The organism is Lentilitoribacter sp. JB5-8 (genome assembly GCF_055693385.1).
In genome coordinates this window covers 712,885-737,633 of record NZ_CM146332.1, presented here as the reverse complement: position 1 = coordinate 737,633, position 24,749 = coordinate 712,885, and the positions used below count along the sequence as shown (strand labels likewise).

The following is a 24,749-nucleotide window of genomic DNA, read 5'->3' as shown; positions in this document are numbered from 1 at the left end:
TGATATATTGTTCGCATCATTATGTAGAGCGTATGAAATGAAACTAATCACCCAATTCCTAACAGTTCTAATTCTATCTATGTTTGTTTCTCTATCAGCAAAATCTGCTGACGCGGATGGGGAATTTGCAACGTTGAGAGTTGGTGTTTTGGATAGCCATCCAATGGCAAAACGCGCAGACTATAGAGATGCATTTATCTTTAATTATTCAAATTTGCTTGGTGTTAATGTCAAGGTTACCGGATTTAAAACGCTCGGATCACTAATTGATGCGCATGCAAGCGGTCGTATTCACTATGCAATGCATACAGCACGATCATTTGCGACAACCCAAAGCATCTGCAATTGTGTTGATGCTGTAGCGCGACCGGTATCCCAGACAGGTGCTGTCGGGTTTCGTTCTATTTTGGTTTCCAAAAAGGACCTTGATGTAAGAGGGCATACTGCAAAGGCCAATTTAAAGATTGGCTATTCTCGCAAAGAATCTGTATCGGGTTGGCTCATGCCCAACATGGCTTTATCACTCGGGCAGCTTGGACAATTCGATTTAGCGGAAATGGGTGATGTTGCCACCATGATTTCGGCCTTTGGCAATAACCAATTGCATGGCTTTTTTGGTTGGCTGCCGGTGGCGTCAACCGATGTTGAATTCACGCAGTCCGATTTGTTTAATGGCAATTTCAATGACGCGCTCAACGCGCAGTCGGATATTGATCTCTCATGGTGGTCAAATATCGTTTATTTCGGCCCACATGCTGTTCATAAAGATGTGCCAGAGCAACTCAAGCAAGACCTTACTGATTTGCTTTTGAATATGGACAGCCAACAACCAAATTTGCTGGACATTGTCGAACCTTACTATTCAGGCGGATTTACCAAGTCGAATAAGAGCGACTATGACGCTATTTCAAAGGCTCTTGCGATAAAAGCAGGAATTTCCGTACCCGAAATTGAGCTTGAATTGAGCCTTAGACCAACGATTATTAAATAAAAATCGCCGCAAACTCGTTTTGTTTGAAGTTTGCGGCGAAATTTAATTTTGTAAGCAACTTGTCTTTAGTTTAGCAGTCAGAGCAAACAATTGGCTCAGCTTCACGTTGGTGAAGATAATAAACATTGTTTAAGTTGACTGTTCTCTCAAGAATGCCATTACCGGCACCTTCAGTCTCAGGAACAAGCATCAATAAGTCATAATCTAGATCAACTGTGGTTTGGAGAAGAAATGTATCCGCGATCTCGTAGGCCGTTGGGATTTCAATCGGATCCCCGACCACATAAGGACTTGTGTTTGTTTCATCCCAAGACCATGCGATTGTTGCAGTGCCAGCTGCATCAACTTGAATACCAACAACTTCCATATTCAGCTCAGAGCTATCAAATGGGGCGATAATGCTTTGGGCTACACCCATCATTTCCTGTAAAGTCGTCTTATCTGTGCTGGTACCCTGTGTGATCAGGTCGGCTGTAATCGACGTTGCTTTGGCAACTTTTTTATCGACAGACATTGCAACAGATAATTCTAAAGCACCCACATATAAAATTAAAAGCACAGGTACGATGAGGGCAAATTCCACAGCGCCGACACCATCTTCAGATTTTGTTAACCGTGAAAACGACTTTACGAATTTATTGCCAAAAAAGTCTGATTTTTTACTTTCAACTTGGCTATCGTCGATTTTTTCGATCAAATTTATCATGGATAGTCCTCGTTTCTAAATGCGGTTGTGGACACCATTAGATAATATTCAGAACCTTCCGGGCCAGGCCTGATATTGGTGATATAAGGTCGGATCATGTCCACTGTTACTTCCCATTTATAGTAGACGCGCAACACATTGATCGACGCATTAGCACCTGGCTGATAGACAAATCCGGAAGTGTCTAATTCCGCATGTTCGTCTGCGCTGACCTTTGGGATACCCACGTCGATGTCGCTAAAGTTTGTCACGCTTTTAAGATCAATAAATAGCTTCTGGTCTGAAGTAATTTCCGGGCTGCATTCCAGTACTACACTGATTTCATTGCAAAATAACTCTCTGAACTCAGTTTCAGTTAGATCAGTTGAGCGCCCCATATTGAATGTGATTTCACCAGTTTTCAATTGACGAGACATCTTATCGACGGCATTCACAAGCATTTGTTCGCCAGCAAAAGCTACCAGCGTTTCAACTGTTGCAACGATAATCATGAAAAATGGAATGGCCAAAATGCCAAACTCGATGGCGGTACTGCCGCTTTCCGATTTTCGAATGCGCTTAATCGGTCGCTTCAACGCAATTAATCTAGGAAATTTCACCTTGTTACTCCAAATACAAACACAAGTTATTAAAGCCTAGCTTCAATAGGTTTAGTAAAAGTAACGCGAAATGTTTAAATTTTTATCATCTTCTAACGAGCAACGACGAAATTGCGTAAATTAGGGCTTTAATTCGATTGCTGTTCGCAGATTGGTGAACAAGATAGAACAGTGCGGTCGATCTGACGGAAAATCCGAACTGAATTCTCCTCGTCAACAGATACCACAATGCGTTTATCAACGACAGCTTCGCCCTCATCATTTAAAATGACAAGATTAGTACTGCCATAAGCTTTGCCGGTCAGAACCACTGTTTGTGGATCACTAACTGTAATGTCCGCGATTTCTGAATTGCCAACGATAACGCTTGAAACTGGGTTTTCAAACTTCAATATGCGCGCGTGATTCATAAAGACACGTAATAGCTCGCTTGAATGGGCCATATTTACGAATGTCGAACTAGAGAGCAGAACTAAAGCTGTGCTCAACGCGATATGTTTACAAAGTGTCAGTTTCATTTTTCGGCCATCAGCTTAAACGTTTATGTTGCATCTAAAATCCCCCTTAATGGTGAATGAAGCGTTAAAGAAAACACAAAGTTTTAAAAACATGATATTTATCAATGGGTTATGCTTGTAAAAATATCCGGCGCCGACGGGGTAAAGCGCTTCAATGGCAAGAATAATCAGTAAAAAGTCACATTAATAATACGCTAACCAAGTTTTTTAAGCAGATCGAAAACCCCTTTTTGTAGTTTGTGCTCAACCGATCAGTAAAAAGCTGGCGGGGTGCTAAATACCATATATGGAAACTAGGAGTTATATTATGAAAAATCTTTTTGCACGTTTTATGAACGACGAATCTGGTGCAACTGCTATTGAATACGGCCTAATTGCTGGTCTTATCGCTGTTGCAATCATCACTGGCGCAACATCACTTGGCGACAGCTTGGACACAATGTTCGGTGAACTTGCTACGACAATCGACGGTGTTCCAACAGCTGAAGAAGCTGGTGGTGAAGAAGGCTAATCTTAGCCACTTACCGTTTAAACCATTTACTGGTTTTGAAGGCTGCCTACCGGGCAGCCTTTTTTTGTTTGTTTGAGTAGAAATTACGATTTCTTAAATGAATGAGGCTAATCTGTTTTAAGAAACATGGAGAATGGCATGCTTGAAGCCGCAATTATCGTTATCTTCCCAATGTGTATGGCATTAGGAGCAATGACAGATCTGATATCAATGACAATTCCTAACCGCATTAGTATTTTACTTGCGGCATCGTTCTGCGTCATCGCACCTTTAACAGGAATGGATCTTTCAACATTTGGATGGCATTTGGTTGCGGGCGCATCTGTATTTGCTGGATGTTTTGCATTATTTGCAATTAACGCAATGGGTGGCGGCGATGCAAAAATTCTTGCAGCCAGCTCATTATGGTTCGGTTTTGGCGCAGAATTGGTTGGATATCTGGGTTATGTAGGGCTGTTCGGTGCGGTTCTAACAATTGTTGTGATTTTGTTGCGTGCGAATTCAAATACCTTAATGCTCACACGCCTCCCAATGCCGGTTTATGTTTATAATTCATCGGTCGGTGTTCCTTACGGCATTGCTATCGGCATTGCTGCATTAATGACGTTCCCAAAAACTGCCTTGTTTACATTTGCTATTGGCGCTTAAACGCCACCCAATCTATCCATTTTAGCTATTTTTAATGCGCACCCAAGATATCTAATGTCTTGGGTGTATGTCGTTCTGCACCGTTAAAGCCGTTATTTTGCCGGATATATAGAAAATTAACCATACTTGAGAAGCATTCGTTAACCATAAATACACCATTGCAGTGCAATTGTAGGTTAGACGCGAATGGTTTTTGAGGAATCGCAATGAAGAAAACGCGAATATTGGTCATGGTAATTGCGCTGCTGGCAGCAGGTGTAGCCGCTTGGGTTGCCACCGGTCTTGGTGGTGAGAAGCAGGTCGTACAAATTCAAAATCAGGTTATTGAAAATACTGTTCGTATCCCAACCGTTAAAGTGCTGGTCGCCAAAGAAGGGATCCCTGTTGGCGCTCGACTAAATAACGAGGTTGTCGAATGGGCGAATTGGCCGGAAGATGCAATTGTTGAAGGTTATTACAATGAAGATGCCCATCCGGACGCTATCAAAGATGTTTCCGGTATTATTGTGCGTTTGCCAATTTTCAAAGGCGAACCAATCCGCGCTGAAAAAATTGTAAGCTCCTCATCTCGTATCATGTCATCGTTGCTCCCTGCAGGTAAAAGAGCGGTTTCAACTGAGATCAGCGTTGCCACAGGTGCGGGTGGCTTTATTCTTCCAAATGATCGCGTGGATGTCATTATGGTAAGAAGGTCAGATAAAGGTGGTTTTCTCACTGAAAATGTTTTGGAAAATATTCGCATCTTAGCCATTGATCAACGCATTGAAGAGGACAAGGAAGGCAACCGAACCGCTGTTGGTTCAACGGCAACCTTGGAATTAACTCCAGAACAAACTCACATTATAGCTGTCGCGCAGCAAATGGCTGATCGCATAACGCTCGCTTTACGTTCTGTCGCAGATGTAGATACACAAGACGACGGTGGCGCAAATTATCTTGTAAACAGTGGTTCCGGGACTGATGACGTGCAAGTCATTCGTTCAGGCAAAGTCGGCACAGCCGACATTATTAGAGAATAGTTGGAGATATTAAGTGTTTAAATCATCCAAGAAACTTTGTGCTTCAGTTGCTAAACTGGCCTTATTATCTAGTTTTGCCCTCACGGGTTTCGCTTTATCCGGCCCGGATCTCGGACTAGGTTTACAAGCCTATGCCAAGAACAATTCTATTTTGAAAATCAAGAAAACAGGCCCAGGAGTTTCGCGGTCCGTAGCGTTAGGGCTTAATAAAGCCATCGTGATCGATCTACCAAAAAACGCACATGATATTTTGGTTGCAGACCCATCACTTGCTGATGCGGTTACACGTACATCTCGCCGTATTTATCTTTTTGGTAAATCTGTTGGCCAAACCAATATCTTTATTTTTGGTGCCGGCGGTGAAGAAATCATCAACATTGATCTGCGCATTGAGCGTGATGTCGCCAACTTGCAACAACAATTGGCCCGTTTCATTCCAGATTCGGATATTAATGTTGAAATCATCTCAGATAACATTGTCCTAACCGGATCTGTACGCACTCCGCAGGATGCAGCACGTGCTGCACAACTTGCAGAAATCTTCCTTAAAGGTGGTGAAGCTACAACACGGGTAACTTCACTGACTAGTGAAACAGGTGATGCAGCTATTTCGGCTGAAGATCGACAATTGTCCCAGATTGTAAATCTGCTCAATATCGATGGTGAAGATCAGGTGACACTAAAAGTCACCGTTGCTGAAGTGAGCCGTCAAATCCTTAAACAATTAGGTGTGAATTCGACAAGCACATTTGGCGGTAGCACGGTATTTAGCTCCAACAATCCTGCCAATTTGGGCAAGGCGCTTGTAAATGGAAACTTTGGCCGGATTACGGGTTCAATCGGTGGGCTGGACATTGCAAGCTACATCAATGCAATGGAACGCGCAGGTGTTATGCGTACGCTCGCTGAACCAAGCCTGACGGCAATTTCTGGCGAAGCTGCAACGTTTTACGTTGGTGGCGAGTTTAACTTAACGACAAGCCAAAACTACGATCAGGAAAACAACGCGCTCTCATATGAAAACGAGCGTATTGAATATGGCATCAGACTAAACTTTACACCTTTGGTCTTGGGACCTGGTCGAATCAGCTTAAAAATTAGAACTGAAGTTTCTGAACCTACCTTCGAAGAAGCGACAGCACTTGCAGGCGGTGGCGCATTGCCTGGCTCGACATTCATGTCGATCCGCAAACGCGAAGCTGAAACCTCTGTTGAGTTACCATCAGGTGGTTCAATTGTAATCGCTGGTTTGATTAAAGACGATATCCGCCAAGCAATGTCCGGATATCCTGGATTTTCTAAGATCCCTGTTTTGGGAACACTATTTAAAAGTCGCGATTTTGTGCGCAGTGAGAATGAGCTTGTCATTATCGCAACACCTTATCTTGTAAAGCCAGTCTCACGACAAGAGCTTTCAAGACCGGATGACAATTTCAATCCCGCAAGCGATGGTGCTGGCTTCTTCCTGGGCAAGGTGAACCGGGTTTATGGGCAAGTTGAAACCGAACTTCCAGAGGGTCGATATCATGGCTCTGTCGGATTTATTTTTAAGTAGGAGTTGGATTATGATTTTTGTTGAACAACTAGATATTCCAACACCTGAACACAGTGCTAAAAAGCGCTCGATGCCGAAATTCGTCACACCTTTTGTGTTGTGTTTGACAATGGCTCTAACGAGCTGTGCGGGTCGCGTGCAACATATTGATGTGGGCGCTGTACCTGATGATTATCGCACACGCCATCCAATTATTATTTCCGAGCAGGATAAAACTTTGGATCTTCCTGTTGGCAAATATTCGCATCGTTTAACACCTGCGACAGGTGACATTATTCAGGGCTTTGCCCAGCAATATTTGAACTCTAACGCAAGTTATATGACGATTATGCGTCCCGCTGGCTCTGGCAACGCGCATACAGCTCAAACTTATGCGCAAAAAGTGCTGAAAAAATTGTCCCACTATGGTGTTTCAAGCAAGAATGTTACCATCGTTCCATACGAAGCTGCAGCTTACGGTGATCAAGCGCCAATTCGTTTGGTTTACAGCGCAATTTCTGCCTCAACTGAGCAATGTGGAAAATGGGAAGAAGATATATTCGCCAATAGCTCGCAGAATAAACAATATTCCAACTTTGGCTGCGCAACTCAAAGCAATATCGCCAATCAAATCGCTAATCCATTAGATCTGGTTCGCCCACGAGGTCAGATGCCTGTTGATGCTGCACGTCGTGCGACAGCCATCGGAAATTACCAGACAAATGGGGCGGATCTATAGGGTGATTGATAATGTTGAAAGTTCTTGTATTGGAGGTCGTAAATGACCAGTATTGATTACGCTCAACCGAGTATGGATGATGAAAATCTCGGACCTGACGCTGTTGCGCCAAGTGGTGAAGAATTAAAAGAGCTTCGTCCGTTACCGCGCATCTCAGTGCATGCATTTTGTGAAAGTTCTAGCTTGCTGGATCTTATGGACCAATGCGCTAATGATCGTAGGCTTTTAAATGTAAATATGCGAGCTAATCAGGGCAGCATATTGGCGGCATCAAGTATGTTTTCAACATCGCCGACGCCAAATTTATTGATCATTGAAGCATCAGGTGGCCGTGGCGAATTGATGGGAGATTTGCAAAAACTGGCGGATGTTTGTGATCGCGATACCCATGTTGTGATCGTTGGCGATAACAACGACATTGGTCTTTACCGCGAGCTGATTAAAAACGGCATCGCAGAATATATGGTCAAGCCGGTTTCAATGTCTGATCTTATCGACACAATGGCATCAATCTTTGTCGATCCTGATGCTGATCCTGTCGGGAAAACGGTTGCATATTTTGGTGCAAAAGGTGGTGTTGGCTCCTCAACACTTGCCCATAATTGCGGCTGGGGCATTTCAGATTTGTTTTCATCGGGCGTTATTCTTGCAGATCTAGATCTTGCATATGGAACAGCGAACTTGAACCTTGATCGCGATCCTCTTCAAGGCACAGCAGAGGCTGTGTATTCACAAAACAGAATTGACGATGTGTTCATGGATCGTCTGCTGGAAAAATGTTCTGAACACTTGTCGCTATTGGCCGCGCCATCGATGATGGATCGAACATTTGACCTTGATGAAGATGCATATATGCCGATTTTGGATATTTTGCAGCGCTCAGCACCAATGACGGTATTTGATGTGCCTCACAGTTGGAATTCCTGGACGCTCAATCTTTTATCCGCGGTTGATGAAGTGGTTGTCGTTGCATCACCAGACTTGGCGAACCTTCGAAATGCGAAAAATATTTTCGACGTTTTAGCGCAGGCACGTCCAAATGATCCTGTTCCACATTTGATTCTTAATCAGGTTGGTATGCCGAAAAGACCTGAGATCAGCGTTTCAGATTTCTGTAATCCATTTGATGTTGATCCGTTAGCGGTGATCCCGTTTGATGCAGCTTTGTTTGGCAATGCTGCCAATAGTGGGCGCATGATCGCTGAGATGGACGCAAAATCTCCAACAGCTGAGACATTTTCACAAATTGCCCATGTGCTAACGGGTCGCTCGCAGATCAAGAAGCAAAAGGGTGGAGCATTATCTGGTTTGTTGGCGAAACTTGGTCGGTAATTTAAAGCAAATTTGCATGGTTCTGAGGCAGTTATATGTTTGGTAAACGTAGCGGTGGAAATGGCGGAAAGCCTTCATCTGGTTCAATTAATGTGATGGACCGGGCAGAAGCTGTGCCGCAATCTGGTGGTCCAGCTCAAAAGCCTTCAGTGGGGGCCGCAGATACGTCGAAAGCACCTGTTAAAAAAATTAAAGTCACGCCGCCAACAGCACCCGCGCCAAGTGTTGAGCCTGAGCGGGATGAGAATTACTACGATACAAAGTCCCAAGTGTTTTCGGCACTCATCGACACCATTGATTTGTCTCAATTGGCTAAGCTCGATGTCGAAAGTGCGCGAGAGGAAATCCGCGATATCGTTAATGATATTATCGCGATTAAAAACTTTGCTCTTTCTATTGCCGAGCAAGAAGAGCTGCTCGACGATATTTGTAACGATGTTCTAGGCTATGGACCTTTAGAGCCGCTTCTCGCGAGAGATGATATTGCTGATATCATGGTCAATGGTGCAGGCAAAACCTACATTGAGGTCAATGGTAAGGTAGAAGAATCCCGCATTCGTTTTCGTGACAACGGTCAACTGCTCTCCATCTGTCAGCGAATTGTGAGCCAGGTGGGTCGTCGTGTAGATGAATCCAGCCCAATTTGTGATGCGCGTCTGCCCGATGGTTCTCGTGTGAACGTGATTGCACCGCCTTTGGCGATTGATGGTACAGCGCTCACAATCCGTAAATTTAAAAAAGACAAGCTGACGCTCGATCAACTGGTGAATTTTGGATCCATCACCCCAGCAGGTGCAACACTGTTGCAGATCATTGGCCGCGTAAGATGTAACATTGTCATTTCCGGAGGTACAGGTTCCGGTAAAACAACTCTTCTTAATTGCTTAACCGGCTATATTGATACAGATGAACGCGTAATTACCTGCGAAGATTCCGCCGAACTTCAATTGCAGCAGCCACATGTTGTGAGGCTGGAAACCCGTCCGCCAAATATTGAAGGCGAAGGTCAAATCACAATGACCGATTTGATCAAAAACTGTCTGCGGATGAGACCTGAACGCATCATTGTGGGTGAGGTTCGTGGACCTGAAGTATTTGATTTGCTTCAAGCAATGAACACAGGTCACGATGGTTCCATGGGCACCATTCACTCCAACTCACCACGTGAGTGTTTGAGCAGAATGGAATCGATGATTGCGATGGGTGGATATTCTTTGCCGGCTAAAACAGTACGTGAAATTCTCGCCGGTTCAGTTGATGTCATCATTCAAGCAGCACGTTTGAGAGATGGTTCACGCCGTATTACACACATCACCGAAGTCACAGGTATGGAAGGTGATGTTATTGTTACGCAAGATCTTATGAAGTTTGAGATTGACGGTGAAGACGCAAACGGACGCCTTATCGGTGAACATAGATCAACAGGCATTGGTAAGCCCAATTTCTGGGATCGTGCGCGCATGTATAATGAAGAGGAACGTTTGGCATCTGCTTTGGATGAAATGGAACGCGCTTCATGATCGCTTTTCGGTTAATTTCGGAGTTTAAGACATGTTTGGTTTAGAACCCAAAGCTATTCTTCTGATCATATTGGTCGCTATTGCCGTTGGTGCATTGGCCTATACCTTATTGTTCAACAGCATCGATACTGAGCGAAAAACTGAATCGCGATTATCCAGAATGTCTTCCGGAGAGCATAATGTTGCTCAAAAGAAAGCCGCAAACGACCGCTTGAATGAAATGAGCAAGCGAAAAAAATCAGTTCAAGATTCGCTCAAAGAACTTGAAGAGAAGCAAAAGTCATCAAAAGCACCTAGCACAAAGCTAAAAGATAAGCTGGCACAGGCCGGATTATCTATCAGCGTAAAGCAATATTATATCTTCGGTGTTCTTGCCGGCATATTTATTGGCGGTGCGGCCTTTGTTGCCTCTGGTGAGCCACTCATCGCCTTTGGGGTATTTTTTGTATCTTCCTTTGGCTTGCCGGCATGGGTTTTATCCGTTATCCGAAATCGCAGGTTCAAAGCCTTTTTGAACGAATTGCCAAACGCGCTGGATGTTATGGTTCGTTCGATTAAATCTGGTTTGCCTTTAAATGATGCAGTTCGGTTGATCGCGTCAGAAGGCGCAGAACCTGTAAAAGGTGAATTCATTCGTGTGGTAGAAGCACAGCAAGTTGGTCTAAGTATACCCGAAGCCTGTGATCGTATGTTTTTGCGAGTTCCCTTGCCCGAGGTGAACTTCTTCTCAGTTGTGATTAATATTCAAGCGCAAGCGGGTGGCAATTTATCCGAAGCCTTGGGCAACTTGTCAGCGGTTCTCCGCGCACGCAAGCAAATGAAGGCTAAAGTTAAGGCTCTGTCTATGGAAGCCAAGGCGTCTGCGGCGATTATTGGTGCATTGCCATTCATTGTAACAGGTTTGGTTTATATTACCGCTCCTGATTATATCATGCTTTTGTTTACTGATCCTCGTGGTCATCTCATCATTGGTGTGTCGCTGTTGTGGATGACAATTGGTGTCTTGGTGATGCGTAAAATGATCAATTTTGATCTTTAGTGGAAAGGTAGAACGTAATGTTAGATATTATTACTGATCCGCAGGTCTTAATTCCTGTTTGTGTTGCCATAGCTGTTTTTGCAACTTGTGTGACATTGCTCATGCCATATCTTGAGCGAAATGAAACAGAAGCACGTATGAAGTCTGTTGCCCTTGAGCGTGACGAGATCAGAGCGCGGGAACGCGCGCGTATGCAGGCAGAAAACGCCAAAGCCAATCAAAAGGTCAATCTGCGAAGTGAAAATAATAAGTCGGTACGACAAATTGTTGAGCAGCTAAATCTGAAAAATGCGCTTGCCGATGAAAATACCGTCAATAATCTTCGTTCAGCAGGTTATCGCAGCCAGAACGCGCTAAACGTATTTCTGTTTGCACGCTTTTCGTTGCCGTTTTTATTCTTAGGTGTCGCCCTGTTATATGTGTTTGTTTTGGGTGGCATGCCTGAACAATCAAATGGCATTAAAATATTGACGTCGGTGGGTGCTGCTTATTTTGGCTTTTATTTGCCAAATATCTTTATCACAAACCAGGCTGGAAAACGTAAAACATCTATCCAGCAAACCTGGCCAGATGCACTTGATCTCATGCTGATTTGTGTTGAATCAGGTATTTCGATCGAACACGCGATGAAACGTGCCGCTGAAGAGATTGCAAACCAGTCTCCTGCATTGGCAGAAGAGTTTATTCTCACAACCGCTGAATTGTCTTACCTGCAAGAGCGCAAGACCGCATTTGAAAACTTAGGCAAACGTACCGGGCTTGATTCTGTACAAGCGATTTGTCAGGCGCTTATCCAGTCAGAGCGTTATGGTACACCTGTCGCGCAGGCTTTGCGGGTATTGGCGCAAGAAAGTCGTGACCTTAGAATGTCACGTGCGGAAGAAAAAGCAGCAGCCTTGCCACCAAAATTAACAGTACCAATGATCCTGTTCTTCTTGCCAGTTCTGTTTGGTGTTATTTTGGGACCTGCGGCATTCCAGGTGATGGACCGTTTCTAATCCATTGAAATAGTCGTTAAAGACCCGGACAAAGCGTTATCTCGCACTTGCGAAATTTCTCTTTATTTCGTATTGCCCATATATGAGCAATATATCTTCCCCTACCGACAGTATTTTAATCATCGATTTTGGTTCGCAAGTCACTCAGTTGATTGCAAGGCGGGTCCGAGAAACTGGTGTTTATTGTGAGATAGTACCGTTTCAATCCGCTGAAGAAGGTTTCAAACGGGTCAATCCAAAGGCAGTGATATTTTCAGGCGGGCCAGCATCTGTTCTTGAAGAAAACTCACCGCGCGCGCCGCAAATCGTCTTTGATTCAAAATTACCGATTTTAGCAATATGTTATGGGCAGCAAACTTTGTGCACGCAACTAGGCGGCAAGGTTGAAGGCGGCCATCACCGAGAATTTGGTCGTGCTGATGTTGAAATTTTAAAATCAAGTCCATTGTTTGATGGATTTTGGGATGTTGGCTCGCAATACACTGTGTGGATGAGCCATGGTGATCGCGTTACCCAGCTTCCAGATGGGTTTGAGGTGATTGCAGTCTCTCCAAATGCACCGTTTGCTATTGCTGCTGATGAAGCGCGTAAATATTATTCAACAATGTTCCACCCCGAAGTGGTGCATACCCCTGATGGTTCAAAATTGCTCGCAAATTTTGTTCACAATATTGCTGGCCTTAAAGGCGACTGGAACATGTCCGCTTATCGTGAGCGTGCCGTTGCCGCTATTCGCGAACAGGTTGGTGATAAAAAAGTGATTTGTGCTTTGTCGGGCGGCGTGGACTCTTCCGTTGCCGCACTTCTTATTCATGAAGCCGTAGGCGCGCAGCTCACATGTATTTTGGTTGATCACGGTTTAATGCGTAAGAACGAGGCAAATGACGTTGTTGCTATGTTCAATGAGCATTATCCAGACTTAAAGTTATTGCATTGTGACGCATCCGAAACATTTATTTCAGCGCTCGAGGGCGAAGCTGATCCTGAGACAAAACGCAAAACAATTGGTCGGTTATTTATTGAATTGTTTGAAGAAGAGGCCGGCAAGTTAGGCGGTGCCGATTTCCTCGCACAAGGGACTTTATATCCGGATGTGATTGAAAGTGTGTCCTATAGTGGTGGCCCGTCTGTTACGATTAAATCACACCACAATGTGGGCGGTTTACCTGAACGCATGAATATGGATCTGGTTGAGCCGCTACGTGAATTGTTTAAAGACGAAGTGCGGGCGTTGGGTTTAGAATTGGGATTGCCACAATCCTTCATTGGTCGACATCCGTTCCCCGGTCCGGGTTTGGCAATCAGATGCCCGGGCGGTATTACACGCGATAAGCTTGAGATTTTGCGTGAAGCTGATGCGATTTATCTTGATGAGATTCGCAAAGCCGGTTTGTATGATGAAATCTGGCAAGCTTTTGCTGTTCTGCTTCCGGTCCAGACAGTTGGCGTTATGGGCGATGGCCGTACGTATGAATTTGTCTGCGCGCTACGAGCAGTGACATCTGTTGATGGCATGACAGCTGATTTCTACCCTTATGATATGGCGTTTTTGGGTAAGGCTGCGACACGCATCATCAATGAAATTCGCGGTATTAATCGCGTTGTTTATGATGTGACATCAAAACCACCAGGCACGATTGAGTGGGAATAAGAACTCGCGTTTCACCAGGTTATACCAAAAACAAGGCGCTTCATGGACAAATCAAGTACGATCGACATTCAAGATTTAGACGTGGTTGGACATAGATCGCTCCGCATCAATTCAATTGGTGCATTCAAAGTGACCTTCTCGCGCATCGCAGGTTCGAAATTCGCACCTAAATTGGTGAAGTTTATCAACAAGCGTCTTTATCGATTTGGTTTTGGCGCGGCAATCAATCGCTATGATGCGAGCCTTACATTTTTCTCATCCAAAAATGACAAGAAACTCTACTCGGATTATTCTCCTACCGATACATTTTATAATTTCGGCTCTGGTGCGTTCCATCATCCGCGTTGGCAAAACTTTGACTTTCCTGGAAACAGTGATTTCTATAAGGCCATTCAGGGCAAGGAGGGGGAAGATTTTACCGCGATTGATCTTTGTCAGGACGATCTAGAACTTAATATCCCAGATAACAGCGCAAGCCTTATTTATTGTGCCCATACGCTTGAACATCTCACCGAGGAAAAAGCGCATGTATTCTTAAAAGAATGCGCCCGTATTCTAAAGCCTGGTGGCGTTATGCGTGTTGCGGTGCCAACGACGCAAGAGAGTTTCAATTTCGCAAAAATTTTGTTCGATCAGGATGCTGTTCCGTTGGAAACAAAACATAAAGTGATGTTGTTAGCCGCTTATACTGTTTTGTGGAGCTCATCCACTTTACCAGATGATGAGACTATCAAAATTGTGCAAGAAAGTGGGTTTAGTGCGGAAGAATTTCATGCATTATGCGCCAAAAGAGGTATCTCGATAGATTTCAATCCTGAAGGACCCGAACGTCATGTGACGTTTTGGGGGCAGGAAAAACTAAAAGAAGCCTCGGTAAAAGCCGGATTTAGTGCATATATGCCTTTTTATCGCGGTCAATCACTTGCTGACCCATTTAAAAATATCGAAGTCTTCGACACCACCGAGCCGCATCTGTCCCATTACGGCGAGTTTGTTAAGTAGTTTGGAAGCCCAAATGACAATTTTTGACGATAAAAGCCCGACCTTACTGGTGATTGATGTTCAAAAAGGGTTTTTGGATGAGCTGTCATGGGGTGGTGGAAGAAACAACAAAAATGCAGAACAAATCTGCGGCGAACTTATTGTGCAATGGCGTGAGAAAAAATACCCGATAATTCATGTAAAACATGCCTCTACTAATGCAAATTCGCCATTACATCCGTCTCATACCGGGCATCAGTTTAATGATCACGCGATGCCTCTATCAGATGAATTGGTCATTGAAAAAAACGTCAATAGCGCATTCATCGGGACAAATTTAAAAGAGATTTTAGATGACCGGGATGTCTCATCAATCGTCATTATTGGTTTAACGACAGACCATTGTGTTTCAACGACCACAAGAATGGCAGGCAATTTTGGTTATCAAGTTTTCTTAGTTTCTGATGCGACCGCTACCTTTGATAAAACTGGACTTGATGGCACGGTTTATCCAGCGGACCTTATTCACGAAACGGCTTTGGCAAGCCTAAATGATGAATTTGCGACTGTTATGAGCAGTGATGAATTATTGCAAAAACTAGGCTAAATCCATGCTTGTTTTGTATCAAAAAAGAGAGCCTTGATCTTTTGATGGGGCTTTAGGTTTCCCGGTTTTCTTTAAAGGCTTAGCCGGCTTAGTATCCACTTTACTTGCAGCTGGAGGTGTTCCCGTAGAACCTTCGCCTGATGCTTTTGCGTTGATATTTCCGTCAGCAAACTGGATATTCAAAGCCTGACCGTTTGCTACATTGCCGGCTAAGGTTATGGGTTTATTGTTCTCATCTCGCACCAGTGCAAAGCCACGTTTTAGAACATTGGTATAGGCAAGAGATTGCATTATGCGATCGTGCGCTTGTAATTGCTGTGACAAACGTCCAGCGAGGCTTTTGACCGCATTATCATTGCGTGCTGAATATTGATTAATCTGAGACCGGTTTTGACCAATCCTTTTTAAGATCTGCTGCGGGACAGGTTGCAGCGTACGATCCAAACGTTCAAGACTTGTTTTCTTGCGATCACCGATGCGCTCAAAGCTCGTGCTTAAGCGCTGACCAATTTGTTGCACACGAGCATTGCGGTCGCGCAATGCTGCGAGAAGAGCAATGGGCGTTAAGCGATTAACCGCCAGATCAAAACCACGACGTTTGTTGATTGTGTTTAAATGAATAGCTTTTGACAGGTTGCTGGTTGCTTCATCTATTCGGCGTCTGGGAAGTGCTAAGAGGTTATCCAGTGAGGGTAGCCCGCGAGATAATGCGATGAAGTTTTGCCGCCTTTGATCGACATTTCGAGAACTCGCCGAACGTAAACGTGCTGATAAATTTGATACGCTTGCTTCAAGATCTGCTTTCACAGGAACAGACATTTCGGCAGCACCTGTTGGCGTTGGCGCGCGCTCATCAGCCACAAGATCAAGTAGCGTCCAATCAGTTTCGTGACCAACAGCTGAAATTAAAGGTATATCAGATTGATCCGCTGCTCTAACAACGGCTTCGTCATTAAAACCCCATAAATCCTCAAGACTGCCACCACCGCGCGCTACAATAATTAAATCAGGCTTTGTAATGTTCGATGCATCATCAAGCGCACTAAATCCGTTAATTGCAGCAGCGACTTCATCACCGCTTGTTTCCCCTTGCACACGTACAGGCCAAACGATCACATGAACCGGAAAACGATCAGATATCCGATGCAAAATATCGCGGATAACTGCACCTGTTGGAGATGTCACGACGCCAATGGTTTTGGGTAGATAAGGCAGCAACTGTTTGCGATTGGCATCAAACAGGCCTTCGGCAGCTAGTTTTTTCTTTCGTTCTTCAAGCAGCGCCATCAACGCACCTGCACCTGCAGGCTCAAGCTGTTCGATGACAATTTGATATTTTGACGAACCTGGGAAAGTTGTGATTTTCCCAGTCGCTATCATTTCCATGCCTTCTTCGGGCTTGAACTTCAGTCGATTAAAAACGCCCTTCCAAACCACGGCATCCATGCGCGCTTTTTGGTCTTTTATGGAAAAATATGCATGACCTGACGAGTGTGGACCGCGAAATCCGGATATTTCACCGCGAACGCGCACATGAGTAAATGCCGTCTCGACTGTCTTTTTAATCGAACCAGAAATCTCTGTGACGGTATATTCCGCCATATTGGATATTTGTTGCGAGCTCACAATTTGACCTCGCCTTTATATCCAAATCCGCTTTGCATTAGATATCCAAGTTTGCAACGCTAAGCGCATTGTCCTGGATGAACTCACGACGAGGTTCCACTTCATCACCCATAAGGCGAGAGAATAGATCATCAGCATTGATCGCATCGCTAATTTTCACCTGCAGCAATGAACGAACATTTGGATCAAGCGTGGTTTCCCAAAGTTGGTCTGCGTTCATCTCACCCAACCCTTTATAACGTTGGATGTCGGTCAAACCTTTGCGTCCCATGGAGAACACACTATCAAGCAGCGCCATCGGTCCGCCGATAGTTTCAACCGCAGCTTTACGCTTTAAAGTCGCCGGTTCGTCATAAACTTCCTTCAAACGCTCGTTCAATTGATGAATAGCTTGCGCATCTTGGCTGGCAAGAAGTGCTGCATCTAAAAGTGCAATTTCAGTCACACCGCGCACAACGCGTTCAAGTAACAACCCGCCAGTATCGGTCACTTTTCCGCTCCAACCGCGTTCGGTCTCATCGGAAATCATATCCATGCGTTCGGCAACCCGTGTCGCCAGTGCAGCAGCTTGCGCAGGATCAGCAAAAGTCTCCGCAGACAACGCGCCTGCAATGGCGGCTTGTTCAACTAAGGATCTATCATATCTTGAGTGAAGACCATCAAGCAGTGTGCGTAAACGCAAAGCATCATCAACAACCGAACGTAGATCCAAACCTGCACGCACTTCACCAGATGCAATTTCCAGTGCTGCCTCTTCAAGGCCAGATGTAATGAGATAATCTTCCAGTGCTGCCTGATCTTTCAAGTAGCGCGAAGACTTACCTCTAGCCACTTTATAAAGCGGCGGCTGGGCAATATACAAATGACCACGCTCAATTAACTCCGGCATTTGACGGAAGAAAAATGTCAAAAGCAATGTACGAATATGCGCACCATCAACGTCCGCATCAGTCATGATAATGATCTTGTGATAGCGAAGTTTGTCAGCGTTAAATTCGTCTTTGCCGATGCCTGTGCCAAGCGCTGTAATGAGTGTACCAATCTCTTGCGAAGATAACATCTTGTCAAAACGCGCACGTTCAACATTCAAAATCTTACCGCGTAATGGCAAAATGGCCTGATTGTCACGCGAACGACCTTGTTTTGCTGATCCACCCGCAGAATCACCCTCCACTAGGAAGACTTCAGATTTCGCTGGATCGCGTTCTGAACAATCAGCGAGCTTGCCAGGCAACGAGGCAATATCCAGAGCACCTTTGCGGCGTGTTAACTCACGTGCGCGACGGGCAGCTTCACGCGCATGGGCCGCTTCACATACTTTGCCAACAAGAATTTTCGCTTCATTCGGATGCTCTTCAAGCCACATCCCCAAAGCCTCGTTCATCTGACTTTCCACAACAGGGCGCACCTCGGACGAAACCAGCTTATCTTTGGTTTGAGAGGAGAATTTCGGATCCGGCACTTTAACGGATAGAACCGCAGTTAGGCCTTCGCGGCAATCATCACCTGTGAGCGATACCTTTTGCTTCTTGGTCAAACCTGATTGATCTGCGTATCCTGTGACCTGACGTGTTAGAGCGCCTCTAAATCCAGCCAAGTGTGTCCCACCATCACGTTGTGGGATATTGTTGGTAAAGCATAATACATTTTCGTGGTAGCTTTCATTCCACCACATCGCCACTTCAACTGTAATACCATCGCGTTCGCTGGTAATTGTAATTGGATCATCGACCAGTGGTTTTTTGGTGCGATCTAAATAACGCACAAAGGCTTCTAAGCCACCTTCGTAGTAAAGTTCGTCGCTACGAACATCGGAATGGCGGTTGTCGGTAAGCACGATACGAACACCTGAATTCAAAAATGCAAGCTCGCGCAAACGATGCTCAAGCGTTTCATACTTAAATTCGGTCATTGTGAAAGTTTCAGATGATGGCAAGAATGTTACTTCTGTACCCGAACGGCCCTCACGGTCTCCAGTTTTTACAAGAGGCGCATCTGCAACACCATGGGTGAAGCTCATTTCATGAATTTCATTGTCGCGGTGAATTTTCATTTTAAGCCAAACAGAGAGCGCATTCACCACCGAAACGCCCACACCATGGAGGCCACCTGAAACTTTATATGAGTTTTGATCAAATTTACCGCCGGCATGAAGCTGTGTCATGATCAATTCAGCAGCTGAAACGCCTTCTTCTTCGTGGATACCTGTTGGGATACCGCGCCCGTTATCTGTAACTGTGCAAGAGCCGTCAGCATTCAGCGTAACGGTCACGATATCAGCGTGACCTGCCAACGCTTCATCAATCGCGTTATCAACAACCTCATAAACCATGTGGTGCAAGCCGGAACCATCGTCTGTATCGCCGATATACATACCAGGGCGTTTGCGAACCGCATCGAGCCCTTTTAAAACTTTAATAGAATCGGCACCATATTCAGCGCCATTTTCGTCCATTGGAGTATCGTTCATTAAAACCCAAATCCCGTTTGGTTGCGTATGTATAATTAGACGTGCGAATCACGCAAAAATCATATGCTTAATCTATAATCGCAAGTGCTTTGAATGCCAAATTTGCCAGTCTATTTCGTGAGGATTTTCACGGATTTTTTCGATAATTCAGTGCCTTGGAGTATTATTGACCCAAATGTTAGACAACGTAAATGTGAATATGGACAATATGCCTGATAAAAATGTTGAATTTGTGCCCCCAGCGCCGATACCGCGTACGACAATCCCTTCGATTTTTGAGGTGATAAAGGCAACGCTATCCAATCCTCTAGAGGTTTGGGGGCAGCCTTCCTACACTTTGCCTTGGATTAAAACGAAATTTTTAAATGAGCGCATTCTCATCGCCAATGATCCCGATCTTGTGCACTATGTTTTGGTCGAAAATGCCAAAAACTACCGCATGGCAACTGTTCGTCAATTAATCTTAAGGCCGATATTGCGGGATGGATTGTTAACGGCTGAAGGTCCGGTTTGGAAGCGTTCGCGAAAGTCTGTTGCACCGGTTTTCGCACCAAGACACGCCAAAGGATTCGCTAAATTGATGCATCAGCGTGCGGTTCAATATGCGGTAAAATATGAACCCGTTGCATTGGAAAATGGCACGGTTGATATCTCAACAGACATGACCGAAATGACCTATGAAATTCTCGCAGAAACCTTGTTTTCAAATGATATCGTTTCGCAGACAGATGATTTGTCAAATGACGTTGATCGATTGCTGCATACAATGGGACGTGTTGATCCATTAGATTTAATCAAAGCACCACGATGGGTCCCACGCTTTCGACGTATGCTTGGCATTCCAATCATGCGTAAATTTCGCAAAATTGTGTCTGATACCGCTGATAAACGCCGAGACGCAATGAAAAGCGGCAAAGAAGATGTGCCGGAAGACTTTTTAACATTGCTGTTGCGACAGGAAGCTCCTGACGGACTTAAACGGTCGGAGATTGAAGATAATATCATCACGTTTATTGGGGCAGGTCATGAAACCACCGCACGTGCTTTAGGTTGGGCGCTTTATTGTGTGGCAAACTCGCCCAAGCATCGGAACTTACTGGAAGAAGAAGCTGATAAAGTTCATGAAAATAATGTTGATCCTGTTGATTGGCTTGATGAAATGCCTTGGACGCGGGCTGTTTTTGAAGAAACGATGAGGCTTTATCCCCCTGCACCTTCCATCAATAGGGCACCCCTAATTGATGATAAATGGACATCGCCAAATGGGGAAGAGGTGACAATTGAAAAGGATACCACGGTATTGGTTATGCCTTGGACATTGCACCGGCATGAGGAGTTGTGGGACGATCCAAGAGTGTTTCGACCTGAGCGGTTTATGCCCAACAACAAATCAAAAATCCATAAATTTCAATACCTTCCCTTTGGTGCAGGCCCAAGAGTGTGCATCGGTGCGACCTTTGCATTGCAAGAGGCTATTATTGTGCTTGGTGTATTGTTTCGGAAATACCAATTTGATGTCACTAAAGACACAAATCCATGGCCAGTCCAAAAACTAACCGTGCAGCCACAAGGTGGCTTGCCGATGATTGTTAGTAAACGCGACGTTTAGTAGAATAAGATTGTTTCCAAAATAGAAACAATCTTATTCTTTAAGGTCTAATTGACAAATAATTGACTCTCTTTAATAACGATAGAAAAATTCGATCATATAATAAGTGGAGCAACATATGGCCATGCAAGAACGAAACGGTCTTAAAATTCATTCCGAACTCTATGATTTTCTCGTCAATGAAGCCCTACCGGGATCGGGTGTCGATGAAGATAAGTTCTTTGAGCAGTTCTCAGCGCTTATTCATGACCTTGGACCAAAGAACAAAGAGCTTCTTGCAAAGCGTGAAGATTTACAAAGCAAAATTGATGATTGGCATCGCGAAAATGGCGCACCACACGATCTTGAAGCGTACAAAAGCTTCTTAAAAGATATCGGATATCTTGTTCCAGAAGGTGATAAGTTTTCAGTCTCTACGAGCAATGTAGATAGCGAAATTTGCGAAATCGCTGGCCCTCAGCTCGTTGTACCCATTATGAATGCGCGATTTGCCCTTAATGCTGCCAATGCCCGCTGGGGTTCATTATATGACGCACTTTACGGAACAGATGCTATCTCAGAAGATGATGGCGCTGAAAAAGGTAAAGGCTACAATCCTGTCCGCGGCGCAAAGGCCATTGCATGGGCACGAAACTTCCTTAATCAAAGTGCACCGCTCAATGGAGACTGGAACGAGATTAAAGCCTTGTCTGTGGTGGATAGCGCTTTAAGCGTTGAGTTATCAAACGGCGATCGTGTTGGCCTAAAAGATGACAGCCAATTTGCAGGTTATGCTGGTTCAGCTGAAACACCATCTAAAATTTTGCTTGTAAAAAATGGTATGCATGTCGAAATTTCCATCGATCCAAACAGCCAGATCGGAAACACCGATCCAGCTGGTATCTCAGATGTTGTGTTAGAATCCGCTCTGACATCCATCATGGATTGCGAAGATTCTATTGCTGCAGTTGATGGTGAAGATAAAACAGTTGTTTATCGCAATTGGCTCGGTTTGATGAAGGGTGATCTTGAAGAAACCCTTGAGAAAAATGGCAAAACGATTGTCAGAAAATTAAATCCAGATCGCGAATATACAAAACCTGACGGATCAGATCTTACTTTGTCAGGCCGCGTACTTATGCTGATCCGCAATGTTGGTCACCTAATGACCAATCCTGCAATTATCGATAAAGATGGCAATGAAGCACCTGAAGGCATGATGGATGCCATGATCACAGCTTTAATTGCGCTGCGCGATATTGGTCCTGATGGACGTTTTGCAAATTCCAAAAAAGGCTCAATGTATATCGTGAAGCCAAAAATGCATGGTCCGGATGAAGTTGCTTTTGCCAGTGAGATTTTCACCCGTGTCGAACAAACACTTGGTATGGCACCGAACACACTTAAAATGGGCATTATGGATGAGGAGCGCCGCACAACGGTAAACCTTAAAGAATGTATCCGTGCTGCAAAAGAACGCGTTGTATTCATTAATACAGGCTTCTTAGACCGTACAGGTGATGAAATGCACACCTCTATGGAGGCCGGTCCAATGATCCGTAAAGGGGATATGAAACAGGCCGCTTGGATTTCTGCCTATGAGAATTGGAATGTGGATATCGGTCTTGAATGCGGCCTGGCAGGTCACGCTCAAATTGGTAAAGGTATGTGGGCTATGCCAGACATGATGGCTGAAATGTTGGTGCAGAAAATTGGCCATCCAAAAGCAGGGGCAAACACGGCTTGGGTGCCTTCACCAACGGCGGCAACATTGCACGCAACGCACTATCATCAGGTTAGTGTGAAAGACGTTCAGTCAGAAATTGCATCCCGTGGGCGTGCTAATATAGACGATATTTTATCCATTCCGGTGGCACAAAATCCAAACTGGACGCCTGAAGATATTCAGAACGAACTTGATAACAACGCGCAAGGCATTTTGGGTTATGTTGTGCGCTGGGTTGACCAGGGGGTTGGTTGTTCAAAAGTGCCGGACATCAATAATATTGGTTTGATGGAAGATCGCGCCACCTTGCGTATTTCAGCCCAGCATATGGCAAATTGGTTACACCATGGTGTGGTCACCAAAGAGCAGATTGTCAGTACTTTGGAGAAAATGGCAGCTGTCGTTGATGGTCAAAATGCGGGTGACGCCAATTACACAAATATGGCTGGTAACTTTGATGGATCCATCGCATTCCAAGCAGCGCTTGAACTCGTTCTTGATGGTCGGGCCCAGCCAAGCGGATACACCGAGCCTGTTTTGCATCGCCGTCGTTTGGAGCTAAAAGCCAGCTAACAAAGCACCGCACAATAAAAAAGCCTCGGAGGATGACTTCATCTTCGAGGCTTTTTATTTCGAAACTTGTTTTTTAGCTTATTGAATAACGATAACTTTTGTACGACGTCCTGGCTTCACGCGCTGATAAAGATCGATAATATCCTGGTTAATTAAGCGAATGCACCCGGACGATGCAGCGGTGCCAATCGATTTCCACTCCGGAGTACCGTGCAACCGATATAAAGTGTCCTGCTTGGTTTCACTATCGAATAAATAAAGCGCACGCGCACCAAGTGGATTGCGAAGACCTGGCTCCATGCCCCCATCGGCATATTTGCGCAGGTGTGGCTGACGTTGGATCATTTCTTTTGGCGGTGTCCAGGTTGGCCATGGGCGTTTCCAAGCCACATAGGCTTCACCTTCCCATGCAAAGCCGGCGCGGCCAACACCAATGCCGTAACGTACTGCTTTTCCAGCGCCAAGAACGTAATAAAGGTGTCGTTGTCTAGTATTGACGATAACCGTATTTTTCGGGTGGCGCGTTTTAAATCGCACGATCTGGCGATGATATTTTGTATCTAATTTTTCGATTGGAACAGCAGGAACGCGAAAGCCCCCGTCATTTACTGAACCATATGCGTCAGAGTATATTGTTCCAACTTTGTTTTTCGCTGGTACGTTTGAAACCTTATTTGAAGTCTCACTTGAGGTTGTACACCCAACCAACAGTGCAGATGTTGAAACTAGTCCAAGCTGAAGAAATTTGCGACGCTGCATGATAATTCTTAATGTCCCCAATCGTAATTTGCCACAAAAGGCAAATCTCATGGGTATGGTTTATTTTGTATTAATAACGACTTGCAAGTCTTAAACGGATTAATAACGTGAATGTTATCATTAATTGGGCGGCTATGGCGTTTGTGCAACGCTTTGCAACTGTCCATAACACAAAAGTATTACTTTTGTGCCTTTTTGGGAGCTTTGGCTTTTGTTGGTTTCACATAAGGTCGACCAGATGCAATTTGATGCACTGCCTCTGGTGGGATAGTATTAGCAAATTTTAAGTGTGTTCCAACGTCGGTCACTTCCACCACTACAGCTGCAAGCTTAAAGGGGAAATTCTGTAGTAGCAGATATAAATCCTGACCTCGTGTTAACATAAATGGGAGTTTTAACTGCGCGCCACCTTCAGATAAGTCGACGATCATGCCCTTCATCACGCTATAACCGCGCAGTCCGTCTTTCATATAGCCAACTTTACATGGCGCATACATCTGACGACGCACATGCTCACGTTTCTCTTCGACAATTAATCGAGAAAGAAAGTTTCCCTCAGTTCCTTTGATTTGACTCTTGGACGGTTTTTGTCCAGTCATTACATATGCCCCAAT

Annotated in this window: 22 protein-coding genes; 15 read left to right on the top strand and 7 right to left on the bottom strand. The window is 44.7% G+C overall.

Annotated features, from left to right (window positions below; translation table 11 throughout):
• Positions 1–37: 37 nt before the first annotated feature.
• Entirely contained in the window at positions 38–991 is a 954-nt protein-coding gene (locus ACZ1GZ_RS03520; protein WP_472667052.1) for a PhnD/SsuA/transferrin family substrate-binding protein, read from the top strand.
• 70 nt (positions 992–1,061) lie between these two features.
• On the opposite strand, the gene ACZ1GZ_RS03515 is transcribed toward ACZ1GZ_RS03520, so the two are convergent.
• The 3 genes from ACZ1GZ_RS03515 to ACZ1GZ_RS03505 all read right to left on the bottom strand — a co-directional run bounded on the left by ACZ1GZ_RS03515 (position 1,062) and on the right by ACZ1GZ_RS03505 (position 2,814).
• A complete protein-coding gene (locus ACZ1GZ_RS03515) occupies positions 1,062–1,697 on the bottom strand; it encodes a TadE/TadG family type IV pilus assembly protein (RefSeq protein ID WP_472667050.1) in 636 nt (211 codons plus the stop codon).
• Positions 1,694–2,296 (bottom strand): TadE/TadG family type IV pilus assembly protein, encoded by a 603-nt coding sequence (locus ACZ1GZ_RS03510; protein ID WP_472667048.1) that lies wholly within the window; start codon positions 2,294–2,296, stop codon positions 1,694–1,696. Before ACZ1GZ_RS03510 ends, ACZ1GZ_RS03515 begins: the two co-directional genes overlap by 4 nt.
• 128 nt (positions 2,297–2,424) lie before the next feature.
• Complete coding sequence (locus ACZ1GZ_RS03505) at positions 2,425–2,814, bottom strand: pilus assembly protein N-terminal domain-containing protein (protein WP_472667046.1); 390 nt, start codon at positions 2,812–2,814, stop codon at positions 2,425–2,427.
• 307 nt (positions 2,815–3,121) lie between these two features.
• On the opposite strand from ACZ1GZ_RS03505, the gene ACZ1GZ_RS03500 reads away from it, so the two are divergent.
• From ACZ1GZ_RS03500 to ACZ1GZ_RS03445, 12 genes are all read left to right on the top strand, one after another.
• Positions 3,122–3,325 carry a Flp family type IVb pilin gene (locus ACZ1GZ_RS03500; RefSeq protein WP_472667044.1) on the top strand — a complete coding sequence of 68 codons (204 nt, stop codon included), beginning with the start codon at positions 3,122–3,124 and terminating at the stop codon, positions 3,323–3,325.
• A gap of 138 nt (positions 3,326–3,463) precedes the next feature.
• Entirely contained in the window at positions 3,464–3,973 is a 510-nt protein-coding gene (locus ACZ1GZ_RS03495) for an A24 family peptidase (protein ID WP_472667042.1), read from the top strand.
• A gap of 206 nt (positions 3,974–4,179) precedes the next feature.
• Positions 4,180–4,992, top strand: coding sequence for a Flp pilus assembly protein CpaB (gene cpaB / locus ACZ1GZ_RS03490; RefSeq protein WP_472667040.1), 813 nt, complete (start codon positions 4,180–4,182; stop codon positions 4,990–4,992).
• Positions 4,993–5,005: 13 nt separating this feature from the next.
• The gene (locus ACZ1GZ_RS03485) at positions 5,006–6,547 is read left to right on the top strand and encodes a type II and III secretion system protein family protein (RefSeq protein ID WP_472667038.1); all 1,542 of its coding nucleotides are present in this window, start codon (positions 5,006–5,008) and stop codon (positions 6,545–6,547) included.
• A gap of 10 nt (positions 6,548–6,557) precedes the next feature.
• The gene (locus ACZ1GZ_RS03480) at positions 6,558–7,265 is read left to right on the top strand and encodes a CpaD family pilus assembly protein (RefSeq protein ID WP_472667036.1); all 708 of its coding nucleotides are present in this window, start codon (positions 6,558–6,560) and stop codon (positions 7,263–7,265) included.
• A 42-nt stretch (positions 7,266–7,307) separates the two neighbouring features.
• Positions 7,308–8,597, top strand: a complete 1,290-nt coding sequence (locus ACZ1GZ_RS03475) for an AAA family ATPase (RefSeq protein WP_472667034.1) — start codon at positions 7,308–7,310, stop codon at positions 8,595–8,597.
• Between the two features lie 35 nt (positions 8,598–8,632).
• A complete protein-coding gene (locus tag ACZ1GZ_RS03470) occupies positions 8,633–10,117 on the top strand; it encodes a CpaF family protein (protein WP_472667033.1) in 1,485 nt (494 codons plus the stop codon).
• A gap of 31 nt (positions 10,118–10,148) precedes the next feature.
• The gene (locus tag ACZ1GZ_RS03465; protein WP_472667032.1) at positions 10,149–11,156 is read left to right on the top strand and encodes a type II secretion system F family protein; all 1,008 of its coding nucleotides are present in this window, start codon (positions 10,149–10,151) and stop codon (positions 11,154–11,156) included.
• Between the two features lie 17 nt (positions 11,157–11,173).
• A complete protein-coding gene (locus ACZ1GZ_RS03460; RefSeq protein WP_472667031.1) occupies positions 11,174–12,154 on the top strand; it encodes a type II secretion system F family protein in 981 nt (326 codons plus the stop codon).
• Positions 12,155–12,236: 82 nt separating this feature from the next.
• Positions 12,237–13,805: a glutamine-hydrolyzing GMP synthase gene (gene guaA / locus ACZ1GZ_RS03455; RefSeq protein WP_472667030.1), complete on the top strand. Its 1,569-nt coding sequence runs from the start codon at positions 12,237–12,239 to the stop codon at positions 13,803–13,805.
• A gap of 42 nt (positions 13,806–13,847) precedes the next feature.
• Positions 13,848–14,807 (top strand): class I SAM-dependent methyltransferase, encoded by a 960-nt coding sequence (locus ACZ1GZ_RS03450; RefSeq protein WP_472667029.1) that lies wholly within the window; start codon positions 13,848–13,850, stop codon positions 14,805–14,807.
• A gap of 13 nt (positions 14,808–14,820) precedes the next feature.
• The gene (locus ACZ1GZ_RS03445; protein WP_472667028.1) at positions 14,821–15,393 is read left to right on the top strand and encodes a cysteine hydrolase family protein; all 573 of its coding nucleotides are present in this window, start codon (positions 14,821–14,823) and stop codon (positions 15,391–15,393) included.
• 18 nt (positions 15,394–15,411) lie between these two features.
• Here ACZ1GZ_RS03445 and xseA read toward each other — a convergent pair whose 3' ends face one another.
• Together xseA and gyrB are read right to left on the bottom strand one after the other, a co-directional pair.
• Complete coding sequence (gene xseA / locus ACZ1GZ_RS03440) at positions 15,412–16,995, bottom strand: exodeoxyribonuclease VII large subunit (protein WP_472668224.1); 1,584 nt, start codon at positions 16,993–16,995, stop codon at positions 15,412–15,414.
• A gap of 61 nt (positions 16,996–17,056) precedes the next feature.
• Complete coding sequence (gene gyrB / locus ACZ1GZ_RS03435) at positions 17,057–19,489, bottom strand: DNA topoisomerase (ATP-hydrolyzing) subunit B (RefSeq protein WP_472667027.1); 2,433 nt, start codon at positions 19,487–19,489, stop codon at positions 17,057–17,059.
• Between the two features lie 199 nt (positions 19,490–19,688).
• Between gyrB and ACZ1GZ_RS03430 the strand changes: the two genes are divergently transcribed.
• Together ACZ1GZ_RS03430 and ACZ1GZ_RS03425 are read left to right on the top strand one after the other, a co-directional pair.
• Complete coding sequence (locus ACZ1GZ_RS03430; RefSeq protein ID WP_472668223.1) at positions 19,689–21,098, top strand: cytochrome P450; 1,410 nt, start codon at positions 19,689–19,691, stop codon at positions 21,096–21,098.
• A 118-nt stretch (positions 21,099–21,216) separates the two neighbouring features.
• Positions 21,217–23,376, top strand: coding sequence for a malate synthase G (locus tag ACZ1GZ_RS03425; protein WP_472667026.1), 2,160 nt, complete (start codon positions 21,217–21,219; stop codon positions 23,374–23,376).
• 78 nt (positions 23,377–23,454) lie between these two features.
• On the opposite strand, the gene ACZ1GZ_RS03420 is transcribed toward ACZ1GZ_RS03425, so the two are convergent.
• Both ACZ1GZ_RS03420 and ACZ1GZ_RS03415 read right to left on the bottom strand, forming a co-directional pair.
• Positions 23,455–24,135: a L,D-transpeptidase gene (locus ACZ1GZ_RS03420; RefSeq protein WP_472667025.1), complete on the bottom strand. Its 681-nt coding sequence runs from the start codon at positions 24,133–24,135 to the stop codon at positions 23,455–23,457.
• Between the two features lie 179 nt (positions 24,136–24,314).
• Positions 24,315–24,734 carry a PilZ domain-containing protein gene (locus ACZ1GZ_RS03415; RefSeq protein ID WP_472667024.1) on the bottom strand — a complete coding sequence of 140 codons (420 nt, stop codon included), beginning with the start codon at positions 24,732–24,734 and terminating at the stop codon, positions 24,315–24,317.
• Positions 24,735–24,749: the final 15 nt, after the last annotated feature.